Below are 17,647 nucleotides of genomic sequence, written 5' to 3'. Positions count from 1 at the left end.
GCGGGCCCGTCGCACGACCGGGCCGGGCCGTGCGGGCTCTGTCCCCGGCCCCGCCTGTTGTGCGGTGCGGGCCGGGCCCGGCCCCGGCTGCCGCGCGGTGCGTTCCATGCCCGGCCCTGGCTGCTGTGCGGTGTGCTCCTGCTGACAGCCGCCGCGTGCACCACCGGACCCGCCCTGGAGAGCCGCGGTACGGTCACGGCCCCGCCCGGCAACAGCAAGCAGCTGACCATCGGCACCGCGGGTTTCACCGAGAGCGATCTGCTCGCCCAGATGTACGCGCTCCTTCTCCACCGGGCCGGATACCGCACCGACATCCTGTCCGTGACCAATCGGGAACTCTATGAACCCGCCCTGGAGAGCGGCCAGATCGACGTCGTACCGGAGTACGCGGCGACCTTCGCGGACTGGCTGAACACCAAGGTGAGGGGGGCGGGGGCGCCGCCCGCCGGGTCGCCCGACATCCGGGCCACCATGAAGGCCCTGCGCGCCCTGGCGGCCCCGCGCGGCCTCACGGTCCTGAACCCCGGCCGCGCGGTCGACCAGAACGCCTACGCGGTCACCGCCGCCTATGCCGCCCGGCACCGGCTCAGGACCCTCAGCGATCTGGGCAGGTCCGGGCTCGCGGTGCGGCTCGCCGCGGGTGACGAGTGCGTTCGGCGCCCGTACTGCGAGCCGGGTCTGAAGAAGACCTACGGCATCCGCCTCACCGGGATCGACCCCAAGGGCGTCGGTACCACCCCGGCCAAGCAGGCGGTGCAGAACGGACAGGACCAGATGGTGCTGACGACGACCACGGACGCCACGCTCGGCGCCTTCGGCCTGGTCATCCTCCGGGACGACAAGCATCTGCAGAACGCCGACTCCATCGTGCCCGTCGTCAACCGCTCACGCGCCGGGAGCCACGGCGTCACGGGCGCGCTCGACCGGCTCAACGCCGTACTGACCACCAAGGACCTTGCCTCGCTCAACCAGCAGGTGGACAGCTGGCGGCGGCTGCCCGAGGACGTCGCCAGGAACTACCTGCGGTCGAAGCACCTGCTCTGAAGGGCCGCCCGCCGTAACGCCGTTGGCCGGTTACGCATCCGAGACGGATGTGAACTCCACCTCGTCCCGCGCGACCCCGTGCGCGTCCGCGTCCACCGAGCGCCGCAGCGCCTCATGGAGCTTGGCCGGGGTCAGCACACCGAGGAAGTGGTCCCCGTCCAGCACCGCCACCCACCCCGCGTCGTGCTGCAGCATCTCGCTGAACGCCTGCTTCAGCGGCGCCCCCACCGGCACCCATGCCTCCATTCGGCGGGCCAGCGGACCCACGGTGGCGCCCGCCCCCGCCAGGGCGTCCGCGGCCACCCAGCCGTGCAGGCCCCCGTCCTGCCGCAGCACCACGGCCCACCGCGCCCCCTCGGCGCGCAGCCGGCCGGCCACCGTGCCGGCCGTCTCGTCGAGCCGGGCCACGGGGGGCTGTTCCAGGTCGTCCGTCTCGATCCGGGTGACGGAGAGCCGCTTCAGCCCGCGGTCGGCGCCCACGAACTCGGCCACATACGGAGTCGCCGGGGTGCCGAGTACCGCACCCGGTGTGTCGAACTGCTCGATGCGCCCTTCTCCGTACACCGCGATCCGGTCGCCCATCCGGACGGCCTCCTCGATGTCATGGGTCACCAGCAGCACCGTCTTGCGCACGGTCGCCTGGAGCTTCAGGAACTCGTTCTGCAGCCGCTCGCGCACCACGGGGTCGACCGCGCCGAACGGTTCGTCCATCAGCAGGACGGGCGGATCAGCGGCGAGCGCCCTGGCCACCCCGACCCGCTGCCGCTGTCCGCCGGACAGCTGCGCCGGGTATCTGGACCCGTAGATGCCGGGGTCGAGTCCGACCAGATCGAGGAGTTCGGCGGCGCGCTCCCGTGCCCTGGCCCTCTTCCAGCCGACCAGCGCGGGCACGGTGGCCGTGTTGTCGAGGACCGTACGGTGCGGGAAGAGGCCGACCTGCTGGATGACGTAGCCGATGCCGCGCCGCAGCCGCACCGGGTCGATGGCGGAGATGTCCCTGCCGTCCACCAGGATCCGGCCGGAGGTCGGTTCGATGAGCCGGTTCACCATCATCATCGTGGTCGTCTTGCCGCAGCCCGACGGCCCGACGAGGGTGACCAGTTCCCCCTCGGAGACCTCGAACGACAGGTCGTCCACCGCCATCGTGCCGTCCGGGTAGACCTTGCCGACCTGTTCGAACCGGATCATGGAGCAACGCTAACCGCCGGAGCCGCACCCCGCTCACCGGCGGCACCCGCGCGGGCCGGCCGCTGTGCGGGTGACGACCGCCGGGCCGGGCAACCGCCACCGGCAACCGCGGCTGCGGCTGACGGACGGCCTCCGCAGAGTCCTCCGCATAGTCCTCCGAGGAGCGTGAATCGTTTCATTATTGCGAGGGCATATCTGTTTGTCCAGGGCGGACTGTGTGGCTGCCCCGAGTGTCAGGCCGGGCGAAATTTTCTGCTGCACGCCCATTGACGCCGGGTGAACGGCGCCCCTAGCTTCCGTGCAACCGAGTTGAAACCTTTCATGAGTTCGCATCGCATGCCCGCAGCCACCGAGGAGCTTCCATGACCCAGTCCGACCCGGACGCGGGCCCTGCTCCCGTGCTCGCACTGGAGGACGTCTCCAAGTCCTTCGGAGCGGTTCGGGCCCTCCAGGACGTCTCCCTGCGTCTGTTCGCCGGCGAGGCCCACGCCCTCGCGGGCGAGAACGGGGCGGGCAAGTCCACCCTCATCAAGATCCTTGCCGGAGTGCACAGAACCGACTCCGGCCGGATCCTGCTTGACGGCGAACCCGTCGAGTTCTCCGGACCGGCCGGCGCACGCGACGCGGGTGTCGCCGTGATCTACCAAGAGCCGACGCTCTTCCCCGATCTCTCCATCGCCGAGAACATCTTCATGGGCCGTCAGCCGCGCCGCGCGCTGCACCGTATCGACCGCAGGGCCGTCCACGAGGCGACCGCCGTGCTGATGCGCAGGCTCGGTGTGCCACTCGACCCCGCGCGGCCGGCCCGCGGCCTGTCCATCGCGGACCAGCAGATCGTGGAGATCGCCAAGGCGCTCTCCTTCGACGCCCGTGTCCTGATCATGGACGAGCCGACCGCGGCCCTCACCGGGAGCGAGGCGGCCCGGCTCTTCGCGGTCGTGGACGCGCTGCGCGCCGAGGGCGCCGCCGTCCTCTTCATCTCGCACCGGCTGGAGGAGATGTTCCGGCTCTGCCGACGCGTCACCATCCTGCGCGACGGACGGCTGGTCGCCACCGAACCCCTCGAAGGGCTCACCGAGGACGACCTCGTACGCCGTATGGTCGGCCGTGACCTCGGGGAGCTCTACCCCAAACAGCGGGCCGCACTCGGCGCGACGGCCCTGTCCGTCAGCAGACTCACCCGCGAGGGCGTCTTCCGGGACATCAGCTTCGAGGTACGCCGCGGCGAGATCGTCGCACTCGCGGGTCTCGTCGGCGCCGGGCGCAGCGAGGTCGTTCAGGCGGTCTTCGGCGTCGACCGGGCGGACGCGGGCGAGGTGACCGTGGACGGGCGGAAGCTGCCGCCCGGTTCACCCACCGCGGCGATGGACGCCGGGATCGCCCTCGTCCCGGAGGACCGGCGCCAGCGCGGTCTCGTCATGGAGATGTCCATCGAGCGCAACATCGGCCTCACCGGACTCGGCAGCCTCGGCCGTGCGGGGCTGGTCCGCCGGACGCTGGAGACCGCGCGGGCCGCGGACTGGGCGGTGCGGCTCCAGCTCAAGTACAGCAGGCTCGGCGACAGCGTCGGCGTCCTGTCCGGGGGCAACCAGCAGAAGGTCGTCCTCGCCAAGTGGCTCGCCACCGAGCCCGGTGTCCTCATCGTCGACGAACCCACCCGGGGCATCGACGTGGGCACCAAGGCCGAGGTCCACCGGCTGCTCTCCGGGCTCGCCGCCGAAGGGCTCGCCGTCCTGATGGTCTCGTCCGACCTGCCGGAGGTCCTGGCCATGGCAGACCGGGTGCTGGTCATGCGCGAAGGGCGGCTGGTGGCCGAACTGCCCCGTACCGACGCCACCGAGGAGTCGGTGATGGCCACCGCGGCGGGACGCGGCGGCAGCGAGGAGACGGCGGCATGACCACCACCCTCGATCAACCGCTGCCCGCGCCGGACTCCGCACGCTCGCTCATCGACACCGTCTTCCGGGCCCGGGAACTGAGCATCGGCGGCGCGCTGGTGCTGCTCATCCTCTGTACCTGGCTCGCCAACCACGGCTTCCTCGACGACCAGGGCATCAAGGACCTGCTGCTCAACTCCTCCATCCTGGTCCTGCTCGCCGTCGGCCAGTCCGTCGTCGTGATCACCCGCAACATCGACCTCTCGGTCGGCTCGGTCACCGGTCTGACCGCCTTCGCCTGCGGCCACTTCGTCTCCGGCACCGACCACAGCGCTCTCACCGTCGTCCTGCTGGGGCTCGGTCTCGGCGTGGTCTGCGGCCTCGTCAGCGGAGCACTCGTCAGCTTCGGACGGGTCCCGGCGCTGGTCGTCACACTCGGGATGCTCTACGTCGTCCAGGGCGCCGACCACGCCTGGGCGCACGGCGAGCAGATCAACGCCGTCAACGTCCCCGACGGGGTGCTCTCGCTCGGCACCGGAAGCGTCCTCGGCATCCCCTATCTGCCGCTGATCTCCGCCGCCGTCCTCGCCGGGACCGCGTACTACCTGCGGAGCTACCGCAGCGGACGTGAGCTGTACGCCATCGGCTCCAGCCCCGAGGCCGCCCGCCTCGCCGGCATCCCGGTCCGCCGCCGGATCCTCGGTGCGTACGCCTTCTCCGGCGCGGTCGCCGGATTCGCCGGAGCGCTCTGGCTGGCCCGCTTCGGCACCGTCGTCGCCGACGCGGCAAACGGCTGGGAGCTGACCGTGGTCAGCGCCGTCGTCGTCGGCGGGGTCGCGATCACCGGCGGCACGGGCGCGGTCTGGGGAGCGGCGCTCGGCGCGCTGCTGCTCACCACCATCGGCAGCGCCCTGGTCGTGCTGAAGGTCGACTCCTTCTGGCAGCAGGCCATCACCGGCGTCCTGCTGCTGGCGGCCATCACCACCGACCGCGTCGTGCAGGTACGCACCACCAGTGCCCTGCGGAAGAGGAGCAGGCGATGAGCACGCTCACCAGGTACGTGCGCTGGGACACCGTGGTCACTGTGCTCCTGGTCGCCGTCTTTCTGGCGGGGGCGGGCACCACCGAGGGGTTCGCGGACACCTCCAACCTCTCGTCGGCGCTCGACGACACGGCGGAGATCGCCCTGATCGCCCTGCCGATGACGCTGCTCGTGGTGGCCGGTCAGGTGGACCTCTCGGTCGCTTCGATGCTCGGGCTCTCCAGCGCGCTCGCCGGGGCCCTGTGGGACGCGGGCTGGACGTTCGAACTGATCGTGCCCGTCTGCCTGCTGGTGGGCGCGGCGGGTGGTGTGCTCAACGGCTGGCTGGTCACCCGGATCGGGCTGCCCTCGCTGGCGGTGACCATCGGGACGCTCACCCTCTACCGGGGGCTGGCATCCGTGGTCCTGGGGGACAAGGCCGTCGCCGACTTCCCCGACACGTACGCGAAGTGGGCGGCCTATACCCGCACGGTGCCCGGCACCTTCGTGCCGTACCCGGTCGCCCTGTTCGCCGTGCTCGCCGTCATCACCGCCGTGGTGCTGCACTGCACCGGCTTCGGCCGCTCGCTCTTCGCCATCGGCGCCCAGGAGGACGCGGCGTACTTCGCGGGCATCCGGGTAAAGCGCGTCAAGATCGCGCTGTTCGCGGTGTCCGGGCTCGTCGCCTCCTTCGCGGGGATCGTCTACACGCTGCGGTACGGAAGCGCACGCGCCGACAACGGCATCGGCCTCGAACTCGTCGTCATCGCCTCGGTGCTGCTGGGCGGGGTCGACTTCGACGGCGGAAAGGGCACCCTCGGCGGCGCGGTCGCCGGGGTGCTGCTGATCGGGCTGCTCGGCAATCTGCTCACCCTCAACGACGTCTCCAACGAGGTCCAGGTGATCGTCACCGGCCTGCTGCTCATCGCGTCCGTCCTCACCCCGCGCGTCATCGGCGCGGTCTCCGCACGGCGCACCACCTCCGGCCAACTCCCCGACCAGGCAACGATCGAGAGGCCCTCAACACCATGAAGCTCCGCAGCACGCCACCGCGCATCCGCGCGCTCGCCGTCACCGCCGTGGTCTGCTCCCTCGCTCTCGCGGGCTGCTCGGGCACCACCAAGGACTCGGTGAAGAACGACGACAAACCCGCCGCGAGCGGCCAGAAGGCCGACCCGGACGCCCCGCTGAAGAAGGGCCTCAAACTGGCCTTCCTGCCGAAGCAGATCAACAACCCCTACGAGCAGATCGTCGACAACGCGGGCATCGCGGCCGCCGGGGAGTTCGGCGGTGGCGGCAAGGAGGTCGGCCCGTCCGACGCCAAGGCGTCGTCCCAGGTCTCGTACATCAACACTCTGACCCAGCAGCGCCAGAACGCCATCCTCATCGCCGCCAACGACCCCAACGCGGTGTGCGGCCCGCTCAAGCAGGCGATGAAGCAGAACATCAAGGTCGTCGCCTACGACTCGGACACCGCCAAGGACTGCCGGCAGATCTTCATCAACCAGGCGAGCTCGGAGCAGATCGGCCGCACCCAGATCCAGCACATCGCCGAGCAGCTGCACCACAAGGGCCAGATCGCGATCCTCTCGGCCACCCAGAACGCGACGAACCAGAACACCTGGATCTCGTACATGAAGGACGAGCTGAAGAAGCCGGCGTACAAGCGGATGAAGCTGGTGAAGGTCGCCTACGGGGACGACGACGACCAGAAGTCCTTCCAGGAGACGCAGGGGCTGCTCAAGGCGTACCCGAAGCTGAAGGGCATCATCTCGCCCACCACGGTCGGCATCGCCGCGGCCGCCCGGTACATCAGCGCCTCCTCGTACAAGGGCAAGGTCGTGGTGAACGGGCTCGGCACGCCCAACCAGATGCGCAAGTACGTCAAGGACGGCACCGTCGCGCAGTTCGCGCTCTGGGACCCCAAGAAGCTCGGCAAGCTGGCCTCGTACGCCGCCGCCGCGCTCGCCTCCGGGCAGATCACCGGGGCCGAGGGCGAGAAGTTCAAAGCCGGTGACCTGGGCGACTACACCGTCGGCAAGGACGGCGAGGTCATTCTCGGCCCGCCCACCGTCTTCGACAGGGCCAACATCGACCGGTTCGACTTCTGAGCGGTCGTACGCCCGCTCGCACGCGGTACGGCAGCGGCCCCGCGCATACCTGACACGACGGGAGCACGGAACACCATGAGCGCACGGACACCTGCCGTCGCCCGCAGGCCCAGGGTCGGGCTCGTGGCGGGCGGACTCGGCGCGTACTGGCCGCAGTTCCCCGAGCTGCTCCCGGGGTTGCGCCGCTCCGCGGCCCGGGTGGCGGAGCGGCTGCGCGGGCTCGACGCGGAGGTGGTGGACACCGGTTTCATCTCCGACGCGCAGGAGGGCGCCGAGGCGGCGGAGCGGCTGCGCGGCGCGGGATGCGACCTGATCGTCTGCTTCGTCGCGACGTATCTGACCGCCACCATGCTGGTCCCGGTGGCCCAGCGCAGCGGCGCTCCCGTGCTGCTGGTCAACCTCCAGCCCACCGAGGCCATGGACCACGCCTCGTTCACCACCGGGGACTGGCTCGCCTACTGCGGTGCCTGTCCGCTGCCCGAGATGGCCAGCACCTTCGAGCGGGTGGGAGTGGAGTTCCGCTCGGTCTCCGGTCATCTGGAGGACGAGCGGGCCTGGGAGCGGATCGGCCGCTGGGTCCGCGCGGCCGGTGTCCGGGCGGTGCTGCGGCGGGGCCGGCACGGACTGCTCGGGCACCTCTATCCGGGGATGTACGACGTGTCCACCGACCTCACCATGGTCCCGGGCAGCCTCGGCGGGCATGTCGAGGTGCTGGAGACCGACGACCTGCGGGTCCGGGTCGAGCAGGCGGACGGAGCCGAGGCCGAGGCGAGGCTGGCGGAGACACGGCGGCTCTTCGAGATCGACGGTTCCGTCGAGCCCGGCGATCTGGTCTGGGCGGCCAGGGTGTCCGCAGGTCTCGACCGGCTGGTCGCCGACTTCGACCTGGACTCGCTCGCGTACTACCACCGCGGACTCGGAGGGGACATCCACGAGCGGCTCGGCGCCGGGCTCACCCTGGGCGCCTCGCTGCTGACCGCACGCGGGGTCCCGGTGTGCGGCGAGTACGAACTGCGTACCTCGCTGGCCATGCTGATCACCGACCGGCTCGGCGCGGGAGGCTCCTTCACGGAACTCCAGGCGCTCGACTTCCGGGCGGGTGTGGTCGAGATGGGCCACGACGGCCCAGGCCATCTCGCCATCAGCGACGGGCGCCCGCTGCTGCGCGGACTCGGAGTGTTCCACGGCAAGCGCGGCTGGGGGGTCTCCGTCGAGTTCGACGTCCGGCACGGTCCTGTCACCCTGGTCGGACTCGGACAGACCCGCGACGGGCGCTACCGGATCGTCGCCGCCGAGGGCGAGGTCGTCGGCGGCCCCCGGCTGCGGATCGGCAACACCACGTCCCGGGTCGACTTCGGGGTGGACCCGGGGGAGTGGACCGACACCTGGAGCGCGAGCGGTGTCGGACACCACTGGGCGCTCGCCACCGGGCGGCTCCTGCCCGACCTGCGCGCACTGGCCGGTCTGGGCGGCCCGGAACTGGTGGAGGTCGCCGTCTGAGGGGGGCAGGCACGGGCGGAGGCGGCCGTCCGGCCCCGGACCGCACCTCAGCGGGGGACCACCGCCCGGCCCGGCGCGACCGGCATGGGGGATCATGAGGGTGCCGTACGTCCGACCAGGAGCACCGATGACCCGTTACCAGCAGCCCGGCCTCGTCCTCACCGACCACCGGTTCCAGGTCCCCCTGGACCACACACGCCCGGACGGGGAGCAGATCGAGCTGTACGCCCGCGAGGCCGTCGCCTCCGACAAGGCGGACGCGAGCCTGCCGTGGCTGGTCTACCTCCAGGGCGGCCCCGGATTCGGCGCGAACCGGTTCCACGGGAAGCAGGCCTGGCTGGGCCGCGCCGTGCGGGAGTTCCGGGTCCTCCTTCTCGACCAGCGCGGCACCGGATCCTCCACGCCCGCCAACCGCCAGACCCTTCCGCTGCGTGGCGGCCCCGAGGAGCAGGCCCGCTATCTCGCGCACTTCCGGACCGACTCCATCGTCCGGGACTGCGAACTGATCCGCCCACGGCTCACCGGCGGCGCACCCTGGACCGTACTGGGCCAGAGCTTCGGCGGATTCTGCGCGGTCCGCTATCTCTCCGCCGCGCCCGAGGGGCTCGCCGCAGCGCTGATCACCGGGGGCCTCCCAACCCTCGACGGGCACGCCGACGACGTCTACCGGGCCGCGTACCCCCGGATCGCCCGCAAGACGGCCGCGCACTACGCCCGCTATCCGCAGGACGTCGCGGCCGCCCGCCGTATCGCCGCGTTCCTGCGCGCCGAACGGCCGGTCCTGAACAGCGGCTACACCCTCACCGTCGAGGCCTTCCAGTCCCTGGGCATCGCACTGGGCGGCGGCGACGGCAGCCACGCTCTGCACTACCTCCTGGAGGACGCCTTCGTGGAGACCCCGCAGGGGCCGCGGCTCTCCGACTCCTTCCAGGAACGCGTGCACACGGCGCTCTCCTTCGCCGCGCACCCGCTGTACGCGCTGATGCACGAGGCGATCTACGGCCAGGGCGGCCGCCCCACCGACTGGTCGGCGGAGCGGGTACGGGCCGAATTCCCGGCCTTCGACGCCGGGGCGGCGCTCGCGGGCGACGCACCGCTGCCCTTCACCGGCGAGTCCGTGCACCCCTGGCACTTCGACGTGGACCCGGCCCTGCGTCCGCTGCGCGAGACCGCGCACCTGCTCGCCGCCCGTACGGACTGGCCCCAGCTGTACGACCCGGCCCGGCTCGCCGCGAACGAGGTGCCGGTCGCGGCGGCCGTGTACCACGACGACATGTACGTCGACACGGAGCAGGCCCTGCGTACCGCGCGCTCCATCCGGGGGCTGCGCACCTGGGTCACCGACGAGTTCGAGCACGACGGGCTGAGGGCCGGCGGGCCCCGGGTGCTGGACCGGCTGCTCGCGCTGGTCCGGGGCGAGGTCTGAGCCGTTGCCGCCATAGCCGCCGTAGCTGCCGTTGCCGGGAGTGACCGGGCGGGTGATCATGCGGACATGACCGAGCAGCAGCTGGAACCCATGCCCGCCCGGTGGGACCGCGCCCTCGCCGTCGTCGCCCACCCCGACGACCTGGAGTACGGCTGCGCGGCCGCTGTCGCCGGCTGGACGGACGAGGGGCGTGAGGTCTCGTATCTCCTCGCCACCCGCGGCGAGGCGGGCATCGACGGCATCGAGCCCGCGCGGTGCGGTCCGCTGCGTGAGCGGGAGCAGCGGGCGAGCGCCGCGGTCGTGGGAGTGGGGTCGGTCGAGTTCCTCGACCACCACGACGGGGTGATCGAGTACGGCCCGGCGCTGCGCAGGGACATCACGGCCGCCGTCCGCCGGCACCGTCCCGAGCTGGTCGTCACGCTCAACCACCGGGACACCTGGGGCGGTGTCGCCTGGAACACCCCGGACCATGTCGCGGTCGGCCGGGCCGTGCTCGACGCGGTGGGCGACGCGGGAAACCGCTGGATCTTCCCCGAGCTGGCTGCCCGGGGGCTCCAGCCGTGGAACGGAGTGCGCTGGGTGGCGGTCGCCGGGTCCTCCGCTCCGACGCACGCGGTGGACGTGACCGGCGGGCTGGAGCGTTCGGTGCGTTCGCTGCTCGAACACCGCACTTATATCGAGGCGTTGACCGACGAGGACCCGGAGACGTACTGCCGTACCTTCCTCACCGGGAACGCCGCGGCTGCGTCCGGACGCTTCGGCGGCAGACCGGCCGTCACCTTCGAGCTCTTCCCCCGCTGAATCGCACCGCCTAACCTGATGGGTCGTCAGCTAAAGGTGTTCCGGGCGCGGTCCGGGGCAGCGGCCAGGGGGTGCGGACGATGGGGGTGCGGATGATCGACACGCTGAGCACGGACATCCCGGAGGGTGAGGAGCGGCTGACCCTACGGGTCGAGGACGGAGTCGCCGTCCTCACGCTCTGCTGCCCCGAGCGGCTCAACGGCTGGAGCTGGGAATCGAGCCGCCAGCTGGGACTGCTGGCCGACCGGATCCGGTTCGACCCGGAGGTCCGGGCCGTACTGCTGCGCGCCGACGGGCGGGCCTTCTGCGCGGGCATCGATGTCACGGCACCCGGCGGCGCCATCACCGGGCGCTCATCGGCCGAGCGGACCCACCGGTACTACGAGGGGATCCGCTGGGTGCACGAGCGTTTCGCCGTCTTCGCGGGACTTCCGCAGCCGGTGGTGGCCGCCGTCCAGGGGTACTGCCTGGGCTTCGGCTTCGAGCTGGCCCTGCTCGCGGACATCAGGGTCGCGGCCGACGACGCGGTGTTCGCGCTCCCCGAGGCGCGGCTGGGGGTCGCCGTCGACGCGGGCGGAGATCTGCGGATCGCCAGGGAGGCCGGGTCGGGCTGGGCCAAGTATCTGGCGCTGACCGGGCGCCGTATCGACGTCCATACGGCCGAACGTCTCGGACTGGTCCAGCTGGTGGTGGAGCAGGACCGGCTGGAGGCCACCGCGCGGGAGGTGGCGGCCGAGATCGCGGCCAACGCGCCGCTCGCGGTCCGCGCGGTGAAACGCGACATCGACGCGTTCGCGGACGCGGGTCTGGCGGCCGCGCTGGACCGTACCGCCATGTCGGCCGCTCTCACGCTGACCTCCGACGACGTCCGGGAGGGGTACGCGGCGGGAGCGGCCCGCCGGCGGCCCGGCTTCGAAGGCCGCTGACGTCACACCGCCGTCGTCCGGAGCGGCGCCCGGCCGTTCGCCCGACGCCTCACGGGGTGAACGGATCCCGTCCGAGCTGATCGCGCACGGTCACCACCGGGGCGCCGACCAGCCCGCGCCGCTGCCAGTTCGCGCCGTCCACGACCAGCGTGTGACCCGAGATGAAGCGGGCGTACGGCGAGGCCAGGAAGGTCGCCGCCCAGCCCAGTTCATGCGGCTGCCCGACCCGCAGGGCCGGCTGGCGTGCCGCCTTGTCGTGGGCGCGGTCCAGCTGCCCGCTGATCGCCCCCGGCAGGTCGGCGTGCGGGAAGAGCCCGGGTACCAGGCCGTTCACCTGGATGCCGTACGGCCCCCACTCGACCGCGAGAGTCTCGACCAGGTTCTTCACCCCCGCCTTCGCGGCGGCGGAGTGCGCGAATCCGGGGCCGCCGGTCCAGGCGTACGAAGCACCCACATTGATCACCGATCCGCCGGTACGCGCCGCCAGGTGCCTGCGGCCGAACTCGCGCGTCATGAACCAGGTGCCGGTGAGCGTGGTGTCGAGCACCGCGCGCCAGGCGTTCGGGGACATGTCCTCGGCGGGTACGGGGAAGTTGGCCGCCGCGCTGTTGACCAGGACGGCCGGGAGCCCTGCAGCCGCACCCGCCGTGTCGAACGCCCTGGCCACCTGCTCCGGCTGCCGGATGTCGCACACGGCGCTCACCACGGTCCCGCCCAGCCCGCCCAGCTCCTCGCGCGCCCGCTCCAGCCGCTCCGCGTCCCGTCCGACGACGACGAGCGAGGCGCCGAGCCGCGCGAACTCGGCGGCCATGGCTTTCCCCAGCCCCGAACCACCACCCGTCACCATGACCGTGCACCCCTCGTAGGTGCCCGGAGGAAGTGCGCTCGCGCCGGGCGGGGGAGGGGCGGGCAGTCCCGGATGCCTGTCGTCCGTCATGAGGCATCGATACCCCGTACGGCCTGAAACCTCCAGAGTCCCGGCGGCGCGGAACCGGTCGGCGGGGACGGTTCACAGCGAGGCAAGCGACCGCTTAGTATGCGCTGAGCGCAGTACAGCCTACGGTGTGTGGAGGCCCCTGATGCAGGCATGGCAAGTACACGAGAACGGCGAGCCCGGCGAGGTCATGCGCCTCGACGAGGTGGCGGAGCCGCAGGCGGGTCCCGGCCGGCTGAAGCTGAAGGTGCTCGCGGCCAACATCAACTTTCCCGACGCGCTGCTCTGCCGGGGCCAGTACCAGGTGCGCCCGCCGCTGCCCTTCACCCCCGGTGTCGAGATCTGCGGCGAGACCGCCGACGGGCGCAGGGTGATCGCCAACCCGGAGCTGCCGCACGGCGGTTTCGCCGAGTACGTCGTGGTCGACGAGGCCGCCGTGCTCCCGGCGCCGCCCGCGCTGGACGATGCCGAGGCGGCCGCGCTGCACATCGGCTACCAGACAGGCTGGTTCGGCCTGCACCGCCGTGCCCATCTGCGGAGCGGTGAGACACTCCTCGTGCACGCCGCTGCGGGTGGTGTCGGCAGCGCGGCCGTGCAGCTGGGCAAGGCCGCGGGAGCCACCGTCATCGGCGTGGCCGGCGGCCCGGAGAAAGCCCGCATCGCCGCGGAGCTGGGCTGCGACCTGGTCATCGACCGGCGTGCCGACGACATCGTCGCCAAGGTCAAGGAGTTCACCGGGGGCAGGGGCGCGGACGTCGTCTACGACCCGGTCGGCGGCGACGCCTACGCCAAGTCCGTGAAGTGTGTGGCCTTCGAGGGCCGGATCGTGGTCGTCGGGTTCGCCAGCGGAGTCATCCCCACCGCCGCGCTCAACCACGCCCTGGTGAAGAACTACACGATCCTGGGCCTGCACTGGGGCCTTTACGCACAGAAGGACCCCGCGTCGATCGGCCGCTGCCACGCCGAACTGACCGCGCTCGCCGCTGAGGGAACCGTCAAACCGCTGGTCTCCGAACGGGTCGCGCTCAAGGACGCGGCGGCCGCGGTCCAACGCGTCGCCGACGGCGTCACCACCGGCCGCGTCGTGATCGTCCCGGAAGGGGCCGCCCGATGACCGAGCACGGCACACCGCGGGAGACCGCCCCGCAGCCGGACGCCGAAGCGCTGCGCCTGCGCACCCGCGAACTCCTTGAGGCCCACCCGCCGGAGACCACCGGCCGCACCGGCTTCCTGCGCGCCCGCTTCGACGCCGGACTCGCCTGGGTGCACTATCCCGTCGGTCTCGGCGGTCTCGGCGCACCGCGCTCGCTGCAGTCCGTCGTGGACGCCGAACTGGAGGCCGCCGGGGCGCCCGACAACGACCCGCGCCGGATCGGCATCGGCCTCGGCATGGCCGCCCCGACGATCCTGCGCTACGGCACGGACGAGCAGAAGCGCCGCTTCCTGCGCCCCCTCTGGGTCGGTGACGAGGTGTGGTGCCAGCTCTTCAGCGAGCCGGGAGCCGGGTCCGACCTCGCGGCCCTGGCGACGCGCGCCGTGCGCGACGGCGACCACTGGACCGTCACCGGTCAGAAGGTGTGGACCTCCAGCGCGCATCTCGCCCGCTGGGCCATCCTCATCGCCCGCACCGACCCGGACGTGCCCAAACACCGGGGGATCAGCTACTTCATCTGCGACATGACCGATCCGGGCGTCGAGGTGCGGCCGCTGCGCCAGATCACCGGCGAGGCCGAGTTCAACGAGGTGTTCCTGACAGAGGTACGGATCCCCGACGCACACCGGCTCGGACCGGTGGGCGACGGCTGGAAGGTCGCCCAGACCACCCTCATGAACGAGCGGGTCTCCATCGGCGGCTCCCGCATCCCGCGCGAGGGCGGCATGATCGGCCCTGTCAGCAGGACCTGGCGCGAGCGCCCCGAACTGCGCACCCACGATCTCCACCAGCGTCTTCTCACCCTCTGGGTGGAGGCCGAGGTCGCCCGCCTCACCGGCGAGCGGCTCCGCCAGCAGCTCGTCGCAGGCCAGCCAGGACCCGAGGGCTCCGGGATGAAGCTCACCTTCGCCCGCCTCAACCAGGAGATCAGCGGTCTCGAAGTCGAACTACTCGGCGATGAGGGGCTGTTGTACAGCGACTGGACCATGCGCCGCCCCGAACTGGTCGACTTCACCGGGCGCGACGCCGGTTACCGCTATCTGCGGTCCAAGGGGAATTCCATCGAGGGCGGTACCAGCGAGGTGCTGCTCAACATCGTCGCCGAGCGGGTACTCGGGCTGCCTTCCGAACCGCGCAACGACAAGGACGCCGCCTGGAAGGACCTGGCCCGATGACCGACCTCCTGTACTCCGAGACCGAGGACGACCTGCGCTCGGCCGTCCGCTCGCTGCTCGCCGACCGCTGCGGGGCGCCCCAGCTGCTGGCCGCTGTGGAGTCCGGAACGCCGGGCGACCTTCGCCTCTGGCCCTCTCTGGCGGCGGAGATGGGGCTGGCGGGACTGCTCGTACCCGAGAAGCTCGGCGGTCAGGGGGCCACGCACCGGGAGGCGGCGGTGGTCCTTGAGGAGCTGGGGCGCAGCGTCGCACCGGTGCCGTATCTGACCAGTTCCGTCGTGGCGACCGAGGTCCTGATCCGGCTCGCCACGCCCGACGGCGCGGCGGCCGGACTGCTGGCCACGCTCGCCTCCGGAGAGTGCATCGCGGTTCTCACCGCGCCGCTGACCACCGCGCCCGGCTCGGTGCCCCAGCTTCCGGGCCTGACCGGCACGGTGAGCGCGGTCGCCGACGCGGCAGCGGCGCAGGTGCTGCTCGTACCCACGGCCGACGGTCTGTACGCGGTCGGGGCGCGGGACCCCGGTGTCACCGTCGAGCCGCTGATCCCGCTCGACCTCACCCGTCCCCTGGCCACCGTCACGCTCGACGGGGCGCAGGGCAATCTCCTGGCCGGTGCGGAGGATTCACGGGCCGCGCTCGACCGGGGTCTGCTCGCCGGGGCCGGGCTGCTCGCATCGGAGCAACTGGGGCTCGCCGAGTGGTGTCTGGAGGAGACCGTCCGGTACACGCGCGAGCGCCATCAGTTCAACCGGCCCGTCGGCGGATTCCAGGCGCTCAAGCACCGGATGGCACAGCTCTGGCTGGAGGTCGTCTCGGCCCGCGCCGCCGCCCGCAACGCGGCGGACGCCCTCGCCACGGACAGCCCCGAGACGGCGCTCGCCGTCTCGGTCGCGCAGGCGTACTGCAGCCGGGTTGCCGTACACGCGGCCGAGGAGTGCGTCCAACTGCACGGCGGTATCGGCATGACGTGGGAACACCCCGCACACCTCTACCTCAAGCGCGCCAAGTCCGATGCGGTGGCGTTCGGTTCGGCCGGGGCGCACCGCGAGGCGCTGGCGCACCTGGTCGGTCTGCCGGGACCGCGGTAGCCGGAGCCCGACCGTTACAGCGAGTCAACACCCGTACGGCGTACAGGTCTTACGCCCGAAACCGGGGTCCCCTCCGCCACACTTACGGCCGAATGCCGCATATCCGGTGTGGCGGAGGAGGGACGACCATGGCCATCTCGATCTCACTTGTGCTGCTGCTCGTGGTCCTCGCCGCGATCTTCCTTCGTGGCGGCGGGCTCAAGCTCTCGCATGCGATCGTCTGTGCTCTTCTCGGTTTCACGCTGGCCAGCACCAGCCTCGCCCCGACCATCCAGCAAGGGGTCACGGGCACCGCGGACATGGTCGCCAACATCAAGCCCTGACGGCTCCGCCGGATTCTCGTCACGGATCAGTCCGACGGCAGGAGACTCCCGCCCGGCGGCGTGAGGCGGCGCCGGTAGCGGGTGGCGGGGCGTTCACCGATTCTGGCGTCCCCGGCCGTGGTGAACCCGTTGTGCCGGAGCACGGCCCTCGATGCCGGGTTGTCGAGAGTGACGACCGCGGTGAGTGCGGAGAGCCCGTACGGACCGGCAGCGAGGCGGCACACCTCGCCGACCGCGGCTGTCGCCACGCCGCGGCCCGCGGCGCGCTCGCCGATCCGGTAGCCGAGTACGGCGGCCCCGTCCGTGACATCCATGAGATTGACGCGGCCTGCCAGCCCGCCGTCGTCGTCCACGACGACATGGAAGTGGCACACGCCGGCGTCCTGTTCGGCGAGCCGGGCCCGTAGCTCGGCGGCGAATCCGGCGAAGTACGCGTCGCCGCGGTCCGATATGAACCGCGTGAAGTACGCCCGGTTCTCCCGTTCGAAGGCCAGCAGGGCCTGCTCATGTCCGGCCCGCAGCCGCTCCAGCGTCACCATGCGCGGCAGCCTACGGACCGGCGGCCGTCCCTGTACAAGGAGAATTCCACCAGGGGCCCACCAGGGGCCTCCCGGACAGGGGCCTCCCGGACCTTCTCAGGAGCTGGGGCGGTGGCCACCGCGCATCCGGTGCGCCGCTCAGATCAGCCGGGAGCGGATGAGGAATCTGACGCCCTCCGGGGCCTCCAGCGAGAAGCCGCTGCCGCGCCCCTCCACGACGTCGAGGATCAGCCGGGTGTGCGCCCACACCTCCTGCTGGCTCGCCGAGATCCAGAACGGCACCGGCTCGGCCACACCGTCCACGGCGAGCGACTCCAGCAGGATGTCCGAGCCTCCGGTACGGAACTCCCCGGCCTGGTAGCACATGGGGGCGCTGCCGTCGCAGCAGCCGCCCGACTGATGGAACATCAACGGACCGTGGAGCCCGCGCAGTCTGCGGATCAGATCGGCTGCGGCGGGGGTGAACTCCACCCGCGGGGCTTCGGACATCACACTCTCCCGGTTCTCGACCGACCGGTTCTCCCCGGCCGCGGTGGCCCCT

General features: G+C 71.7%; 17 protein-coding genes. 13 read left to right on the top strand and 4 right to left on the bottom strand.

The annotated features are described in order from the left end of the window. Positions 1 to 123: 123 nt before the first annotated feature. The gene (locus ACWGKJ_RS11645) at positions 124 to 1,044 is read left to right on the top strand and encodes an ABC transporter substrate-binding protein (RefSeq protein ID WP_385026167.1); all 921 of its coding nucleotides are present in this window, start codon (positions 124 to 126) and stop codon (positions 1,042 to 1,044) included. A 30-nt stretch (positions 1,045 to 1,074) separates the two neighbouring features. On the opposite strand, the gene ACWGKJ_RS11640 is transcribed toward ACWGKJ_RS11645, so the two are convergent. Continuing rightward, a complete protein-coding gene (locus ACWGKJ_RS11640) occupies positions 1,075 to 2,232 on the bottom strand; it encodes an ABC transporter ATP-binding protein (RefSeq protein ID WP_385026098.1) in 1,158 nt (385 codons plus the stop codon). 362 nt (positions 2,233 to 2,594) lie between these two features. Between ACWGKJ_RS11640 and ACWGKJ_RS11635 the strand changes: the two genes are divergently transcribed. From ACWGKJ_RS11635 to ACWGKJ_RS11600, 8 genes are all read left to right on the top strand, one after another. Further along, complete coding sequence (locus ACWGKJ_RS11635; protein WP_385026101.1) at positions 2,595 to 4,130, top strand: sugar ABC transporter ATP-binding protein; 1,536 nt, start codon at positions 2,595 to 2,597, stop codon at positions 4,128 to 4,130. Then, on the top strand, positions 4,127 to 5,152 hold the full coding sequence (locus ACWGKJ_RS11630) for an ABC transporter permease (protein ID WP_385026104.1): 1,026 nt from the start codon (positions 4,127 to 4,129) through the stop codon (positions 5,150 to 5,152). The genes ACWGKJ_RS11635 and ACWGKJ_RS11630 overlap by 4 nt, the downstream gene beginning before the upstream one ends. Then, positions 5,149 to 6,162 (top strand): ABC transporter permease, encoded by a 1,014-nt coding sequence (locus tag ACWGKJ_RS11625; protein ID WP_385026107.1) that lies wholly within the window; start codon positions 5,149 to 5,151, stop codon positions 6,160 to 6,162. Before ACWGKJ_RS11630 ends, ACWGKJ_RS11625 begins: the two co-directional genes overlap by 4 nt. Continuing rightward, complete coding sequence (gene rhaS, locus ACWGKJ_RS11620; protein ID WP_385026110.1) at positions 6,159 to 7,241, top strand: rhamnose ABC transporter substrate-binding protein; 1,083 nt, start codon at positions 6,159 to 6,161, stop codon at positions 7,239 to 7,241. Before ACWGKJ_RS11625 ends, rhaS begins: the two co-directional genes overlap by 4 nt. A 75-nt stretch (positions 7,242 to 7,316) precedes the next feature. After that, positions 7,317 to 8,741 (top strand): arabinose isomerase, encoded by a 1,425-nt coding sequence (locus ACWGKJ_RS11615; RefSeq protein ID WP_385026113.1) that lies wholly within the window; start codon positions 7,317 to 7,319, stop codon positions 8,739 to 8,741. Positions 8,742 to 8,868: 127 nt separating this feature from the next. Continuing rightward, positions 8,869 to 10,167, top strand: a complete 1,299-nt coding sequence (locus ACWGKJ_RS11610; RefSeq protein ID WP_385026116.1) for an alpha/beta fold hydrolase — start codon at positions 8,869 to 8,871, stop codon at positions 10,165 to 10,167. A gap of 66 nt (positions 10,168 to 10,233) precedes the next feature. Then, complete coding sequence (locus ACWGKJ_RS11605; protein ID WP_385026119.1) at positions 10,234 to 10,968, top strand: PIG-L deacetylase family protein; 735 nt, start codon at positions 10,234 to 10,236, stop codon at positions 10,966 to 10,968. A 92-nt stretch (positions 10,969 to 11,060) separates the two neighbouring features. Then, positions 11,061 to 11,894 carry an enoyl-CoA hydratase/isomerase family protein gene (locus tag ACWGKJ_RS11600; protein ID WP_385026122.1) on the top strand — a complete coding sequence of 278 codons (834 nt, stop codon included), beginning with the start codon at positions 11,061 to 11,063 and terminating at the stop codon, positions 11,892 to 11,894. 49 nt (positions 11,895 to 11,943) lie between these two features. Here the strand turns inward: ACWGKJ_RS11600 and ACWGKJ_RS11595 are convergent, their stop codons facing one another. Then, positions 11,944 to 12,831, bottom strand: coding sequence for an SDR family oxidoreductase (locus tag ACWGKJ_RS11595; RefSeq protein ID WP_385026125.1), 888 nt, complete (start codon positions 12,829 to 12,831; stop codon positions 11,944 to 11,946). Between the two features lie 142 nt (positions 12,832 to 12,973). Between ACWGKJ_RS11595 and ACWGKJ_RS11590 the strand changes: the two genes are divergently transcribed. The 4 genes from ACWGKJ_RS11590 to ACWGKJ_RS11575 all read left to right on the top strand — a co-directional run bounded on the left by ACWGKJ_RS11590 (position 12,974) and on the right by ACWGKJ_RS11575 (position 16,567). Then, complete coding sequence (locus ACWGKJ_RS11590; protein ID WP_385026128.1) at positions 12,974 to 13,942, top strand: NADPH:quinone oxidoreductase family protein; 969 nt, start codon at positions 12,974 to 12,976, stop codon at positions 13,940 to 13,942. Further along, the gene (locus ACWGKJ_RS11585) at positions 13,939 to 15,156 is read left to right on the top strand and encodes an acyl-CoA dehydrogenase family protein (protein WP_385026131.1); all 1,218 of its coding nucleotides are present in this window, start codon (positions 13,939 to 13,941) and stop codon (positions 15,154 to 15,156) included. The genes ACWGKJ_RS11590 and ACWGKJ_RS11585 overlap by 4 nt, the downstream gene beginning before the upstream one ends. Further along, positions 15,153 to 16,244 carry an acyl-CoA dehydrogenase family protein gene (locus ACWGKJ_RS11580; protein WP_385026134.1) on the top strand — a complete coding sequence of 364 codons (1,092 nt, stop codon included), beginning with the start codon at positions 15,153 to 15,155 and terminating at the stop codon, positions 16,242 to 16,244. Before ACWGKJ_RS11585 ends, ACWGKJ_RS11580 begins: the two co-directional genes overlap by 4 nt. Positions 16,245 to 16,372: 128 nt before the next feature. Continuing rightward, complete coding sequence (locus ACWGKJ_RS11575; RefSeq protein ID WP_164261242.1) at positions 16,373 to 16,567, top strand: hypothetical protein; 195 nt, start codon at positions 16,373 to 16,375, stop codon at positions 16,565 to 16,567. A 26-nt stretch (positions 16,568 to 16,593) separates the two neighbouring features. Here the strand turns inward: ACWGKJ_RS11575 and ACWGKJ_RS11570 are convergent, their stop codons facing one another. Further along, complete coding sequence (locus tag ACWGKJ_RS11570; RefSeq protein WP_385026137.1) at positions 16,594 to 17,106, bottom strand: GNAT family N-acetyltransferase; 513 nt, start codon at positions 17,104 to 17,106, stop codon at positions 16,594 to 16,596. Between the two features lie 138 nt (positions 17,107 to 17,244). After that, entirely contained in the window at positions 17,245 to 17,595 is a 351-nt protein-coding gene (locus ACWGKJ_RS11565; RefSeq protein ID WP_385026140.1) for a DUF779 domain-containing protein, read from the bottom strand. Positions 17,596 to 17,647: the final 52 nt, after the last annotated feature.

Source organism: Streptomyces sp. NPDC054757 (genome assembly GCF_053612185.1).
The sequence above is the reverse complement of the archived record's forward strand: the minus strand, read 5'-3'. Positions and strand labels throughout refer to the sequence as shown.